Here is a 5,141-nt window from a genome sequence, read left to right as displayed (position 1 = left end):
CGGGCTCGTCGCGCAGCACGGCGGGCGACTCGGGCCTCCAGTCGGCGTCGAGCAGCCCCAGCTCGCACTTCTGGGTGAGCACCCGCGTCACGGCGGTGTCGACGTGCTCCACGGGCACCTCGCCCGCGCGCACCAGGGCGGCCAGCGGCTCGCCGTAGCAGCGCACGCTCGGCAGCTCCACGTCCACGCCCGCCGCCAGCGCCAGGGCGGCGGCGGCCCCCGGCGAGTCCGCGACGCCGTGCGCGGTCTCCAGGAACGACACGCCGAAGTAGTCGGCCACCACCGTCCCGGTGAACCCCCACCGCTCCCGCAGCAGCCCGGTCAGCAGCGCCCGGTCCGAGGCGGGCGGCACCCCGTCCACGTCGGCGTAGGAGTGCATGACCGAGCGCGCCCCGCCCTCGCGCAGCGCCATCTCGAACGGCACGAGCACCACGTCGGCGAACTCGCGCGCCCCGATCGCCACCGGCGCGTGGTTGCGCCCGCCGCGCGAGGCCGAGTAGCCGGCGAAGTGCTTGAGCGTGGCCACGACGCCGGTCGACTCCAGGCCGCGCACGTAGGCGGCGCCGATCAGGCCGACCAGGTACGGGTCCTCGCCGATGGTCTCCTCGACCCGGCCCCACCGGTAGTCGCGGGTCACGTCGAGCACGGGCGCGAGGCCCTGGTGCACGCCGACGTCGCGCAGCTGCCCGCCGATGCCCTCGGCCATGGCCCGCACCGAGTCAGGGTCGAAGCTCGCGCCCCAGGCCAGCGGCACCGGGAACACGGTGGCCTGCCAGGCGGTGAACCCGGCCAGGCACTCCTCGTGCGCCATGGCGGGCACGCCGAAGCGGCTGCCCGCGACGAGCCTGCGCTGGGTCTCGGCCAGCGACCGCGCGCCGAGCAGCGGGTCGACCGGTCCGGTGCCGAAGACGCGGGTGAGCTGGCCGAGGCCCGGCTTGGTCAGCTCGTCCCACGGCGGCAGCGGCTCGGCGAAGTCGTGCTGCGCCGGGGCGACCTCGGCCCCGTCGCTCGACGCGCCCACCCACACCCCCACCAGCTGCGCGAGCTTCTCCTCCCGGGTCAGCTCGGCCAGCAGCGCGGCGACCCGCTCGGCGACCGGCCGGGCTGGGTCCGCCCAGGTGTTCACGTGCACCGCTTCTCCTCCACCCGCCCGCGTGGTCGCGGGCTGTCGTTCACCGGCGCGCCCCGGTCGAGGCGCGGACGACGAGTTCGGTGGCCAGCTCGACCCGCTGGGCGCCCAGGGGGCGGCCCGCGACCAGGTCGGCGAGCATCCGGCCCGCGTGCCTGCCCATCTCGGCCAGCGGCTGGCGCACCGTGGTGAGCGCGGGCGACGACCACACCGCGACGGGCAGGTCGTCGAAGCCGACGACGCTCAGCGCCTCCGGGACCGGCAGGCCCGCCACGCGGGCGGCCTCGATGACGCCGAGCGCCTGCTCGTCGTTGCCCGCGAACACGGCGGTGGGCGGGTCGGGCAGGGCGAGCAGCTCGGTGGCGGCGCGCAGGCCGCCGCCGTGCCGGAAGTCGCCGTGCCTGACCAGGGCGGGGTCGACGCCGATGCCCGCGCGGTCGAGGGCGGCGCGGTAGCCGTCGACGCGGGCGCGGCTGCACAGCAGTCCGGGCGGCCCGCCGATGGCGGCGATGCGGCGGTGGCCCAGTTCGAGGAGGTGCTCGGTGGCGGCGAGGCCGCCCGCCCAGTTGGCGGCTCCGACGCTGGGCACGTCGGGCGGGGGCAGGTCGACCGGGTCGATGACGACGACGGGGACGCGGGAGGCGGCGAGCAGGCGGCGGTCGGCCTGGGTGAGGCGGGAGGTGACGACGAGCGCGCCCGCGCGGCGGGCCTCGACCAGGCGGGCGGCCCAGCTCTCGCGGGGCGCGCCGGACTGGCCCGCGCCCAGGGGACCTGCGCCCGACTGACCGGCGCCTGCCCCGCCCCCGGCCCCGGCTCCGGACAGCCCGGTGGAGGAGACCACGACGTGCAGCCCGGAGTCGACCACGCCCCGGATGACCTCGACCGCCCACGGGCTCTCCAGCGCGGTGAACACCAGGTCCACCAGCGCCCCCGAGGCGGCGCGCCGGGCGCCGACGGGGACGTAGTCGTACTCGTCGAGCAGCCTGCGCACGCGCGCCCTGGTCTCGGCGCCGACGTCGTCCTTGCCGTTCAGCACCTTGGAGACCGTCGGCAGGGACACCCCGGCGGCTGCGGCGATGGTGGCCAGTGTGGCTCGACGCATGTGACCGATAGTATCGAAACCATCTCGAAACACAAGGGCAGGCATTTGACCTGTTCAGCACGCCATTGACCACGGCTTTTGCCTGCTTGACACCGGGAAGCAACAACCCTAGTGTCCTTCGCCAACGAATGTTTCGGACGGACCTCCCCACCGAGCAGGGCCGACACTTTTTGCGGGTTCACCGATTTTTTCGACCGTCCCCGCAGGACTGCCGCCGGGAGTCCGCGAACCGGGGAAACCACCCGTGACCTGCCGTAGACTGCGGCCATGCCGACCAAAGCCGAGTCGTCGTCCTCGGGCAGCACCGCTTCGGGCATGGTGACGATCGCGGACATCGCCGCCGAGGCCGGCGTGTCGGTCCCGACAGTTTCAAAGGTGATGAACGGCCGCGCCGACGTCGCCGCCACCACCCGCGAGCGGGTCGAGGAGATCATCCGCAGGCACGGCTACCAGCGGCGCGCCGACGAGCGCTCCCGGCGGTCCAACCTGGTGGAGCTGATGTTCCACGAGCTGGAGAGCGCCTGGGCGCTGGAGATCATCCGGGGCGCGGAGCAGGTCGCCTCCGACAGCGGGCTCGCGCTCGTGCTGTCCGAGTCGCAGGGCCGCCCCACCCCCGGCCACGGCTGGCTGGAGGGCGTCATCGCGCGCCGCCCGCTCGCGGTGATCAGCGTCTTCTCCGACCTGACCGGCCAGCAGCTGGCCAAGCTGCGCGCCAGGGACATCCCGGTCGTGGTGGTCGACCCGATCGGCGAGCCGGACCTGGACACGCCGTCGATCGGCGCGACCAACTGGAACGGCGGCCTCACCGCCACCCGGCACCTGATCGAGCTCGGCCACCGCCGCATCGCCATGATCGGTGGCCCCGAGCGGGTGCTGTGCAGCCGCGCCCGCGTCGACGGCTACCGCGCCGCCCTGGAGACCGCGGGCCTGCGGGTGGACCCCGAGCTGATCCGGTACGGCGACTTCCACGTCGAGTCCGGCCGCGCCCAGTTCGCGCCGCTGCTGGAGCTGCCCGACCCGCCCACGGCCGTGTTCGCGGGCAGCGACCTGCAGGCGCTGGGCGTCTACGAGGCCGCCCGCGCCGCCGGGCTCAGGATCCCCGACGACCTGAGCGTCGTCGGGTTCGACGACCTGCCGGTCGCCCAGTGGGTGGGCCCGCCGCTGACCACTGTCCGCCAGCCCTTGCAGGACATGGCCGCGGCGGGCACCCGTCTCGCCATCACGCTGGCAAGGGGTGACGAGCCCGAACACCGCCGAATCGAGCTCGCCACGTCCCTCGTCGTGCGGCAGAGCACCGCACGGCCGCGCTAGGCGGGACGCCTCATCCGTGGTGGTGGCCCTCGGGCCGCGAGTACACGCAGCCCTCGACGTCCGCGGGCAGCACGTGCCCGAGGTCCTGGCCCTCCACCGGACCGCACCTAAGGTGGTGCAGCCCCAACGACTCCAACCCCAGCGTCCCGCTGAGGGCGAAGCCGTTGCCGAAGCCGAAATCCGGGTCCCCGGAGACCTTCTCCTCCTCCACCGCCCGCTGCCACGCGCGCTGGAAGTCGGCCATCCGCTCCCGGTGGAACACCACGAGACCGAGCCGCTCGTACGGCTCGACCGCGCAGGTCCCCCACTCCGCCACGAAGGGCGCGTACAGGTCGGCCCGCAGCGGGCCGACGAACTCCGCGAACTCGGCGATCGTGCGCGCCTCCGGGGCCTCGCACTCCCCGGTGCGCTCGCGCACCCAGTCGGCGACCTCGGTCGTGCTGGTCAGCTGCGGGCCCAGCGACCCGGTGCCCAGCACCGGCGAGTCCGACGGCGCGGTGCACGCCGTCGTCCCCACCAGTGCCGAGCCCGCGATCGCCGCGCCCACGAGCGTCACGCCGAGGCGCACGTCGCGCCGCCGAGGGTGAACGCGGCGGGCTTGGCCGGGTTGCCGCCGGCCGTGCCGTTGAAGCCGAAGCTCACCGTGGCGCCGGGGGCGATGCTGGAGTTCCAGCTCACGCCCTTGGCGGTGGCCTTCCCACCGGACACGACGACCTCCGCGGACCAGGCCGAGGTGATCGACTCGCCCGAGGGCACGTCCCAGGCCAGCTGCCAGGCGCTCACCGCGGAGGCGCCGGTGTTCTTGACCGCGACGTTCGCGGTGAAGCCGCCGGACCACACGCTGGGGGTGGTGTAGGTGACCGAGCAGGTTCCACCCGGCGTGCCGCCGCCACCGGTGGTGGTGACGCTGACCGCCGACGACGGGGGCGAGGTGTTGCCCGCCGCGTCGCGGGCGACCACGTAGAACTCGTACGCGGTGCTCGCGGTCAGGCCGGTGACGGTCGCCGAGGTGGTCGTGGTGGTGGCCACGAGCGCGTCGTTGGCGCCCGCCTCGCGGTACACCTGGTAGCCGGTGACGCCGGTGTTGTCGGTGGCCGCGCCCCAGCTCAGCGCGACCGAGCTGCTGGTCGCGGTGGCCGTGGGCGTTCCGGGCGCGGTGGGCGCCTGGGTGTCACCGCTGCTGCCGCCGCCGCTGAACACCACGTCGGAGCAGCTGTAGAACGCCTCGGGGCTGTCCGTGCGCTGCCAGATCGAGTAGATGATGTGGCGGCCGGTCTTGTTCGGCAGGGTCGCGTTCCACGCGTACTCGCCGTTGGCGAGCGGCGGGTTCAGGACCGAGTCGAACGGGGCGGGCTCCAGGTCGGACCACTTCAGCGGCTTCGTGACGTCGAAGCCGTCCTTGGTGACGTACTGGTCCCAGGTGCCGGGGTGCGGGGCCCACGCGTTGTAGCGGAAGGTGATGGGCGCGCCCGCGCGCAGGTTCGTGACGGGCCAGTCCGCGCGGGGCAGGTTGTAGGCGTCGTACTTGGCGGTGGGGCCGCACAGGTCGCCGTCGGCGATGATCTCGCGGTGCTTGCCGCCCGCCTGGCTGATGAGGTT

5 protein-coding genes are annotated in these 5,141 nt (G+C 74.2%); 1 reads left to right on the top strand and 4 read right to left on the bottom strand.

What is annotated here, in order from left to right; genetic code table 11:
• Both ACTUAL_RS24265 and ACTUAL_RS24260 read right to left on the bottom strand, forming a co-directional pair.
• Positions 1-1,132 (bottom strand): glycoside hydrolase family 3 protein (locus tag ACTUAL_RS24265; protein WP_440901869.1); only part of this gene is annotated, 1,132 nt, incomplete at its 3' end.
• Positions 1,133-1,172: 40 nt separating this feature from the next.
• The gene (locus ACTUAL_RS24260) at positions 1,173-2,231 is read right to left on the bottom strand and encodes a LacI family DNA-binding transcriptional regulator (RefSeq protein WP_440901868.1); all 1,059 of its coding nucleotides are present in this window, start codon (positions 2,229-2,231) and stop codon (positions 1,173-1,175) included.
• A gap of 267 nt (positions 2,232-2,498) precedes the next feature.
• Between ACTUAL_RS24260 and ACTUAL_RS24255 the strand changes: the two genes are divergently transcribed.
• Entirely contained in the window at positions 2,499-3,542 is a 1,044-nt protein-coding gene (locus ACTUAL_RS24255) for a LacI family DNA-binding transcriptional regulator (protein ID WP_440901867.1), read from the top strand.
• Positions 3,543-3,552: 10 nt separating this feature from the next.
• On the opposite strand, the gene ACTUAL_RS24250 is transcribed toward ACTUAL_RS24255, so the two are convergent.
• Together ACTUAL_RS24250 and ACTUAL_RS24245 are read right to left on the bottom strand one after the other, a co-directional pair.
• A complete protein-coding gene (locus tag ACTUAL_RS24250; protein WP_096492375.1) occupies positions 3,553-4,098 on the bottom strand; it encodes a hypothetical protein in 546 nt (181 codons plus the stop codon).
• A partial coding sequence (locus ACTUAL_RS24245; RefSeq protein WP_440901866.1) for a lytic polysaccharide monooxygenase occupies positions 4,095-5,141 on the bottom strand: 1,047 nt, incomplete at its 5' end. The genes ACTUAL_RS24245 and ACTUAL_RS24250, both read right to left, overlap by 4 nt.

Source organism: Actinosynnema sp. (assembly GCF_052038725.1).
This window is presented reverse-complemented; position numbering and strand designations above follow the sequence as displayed.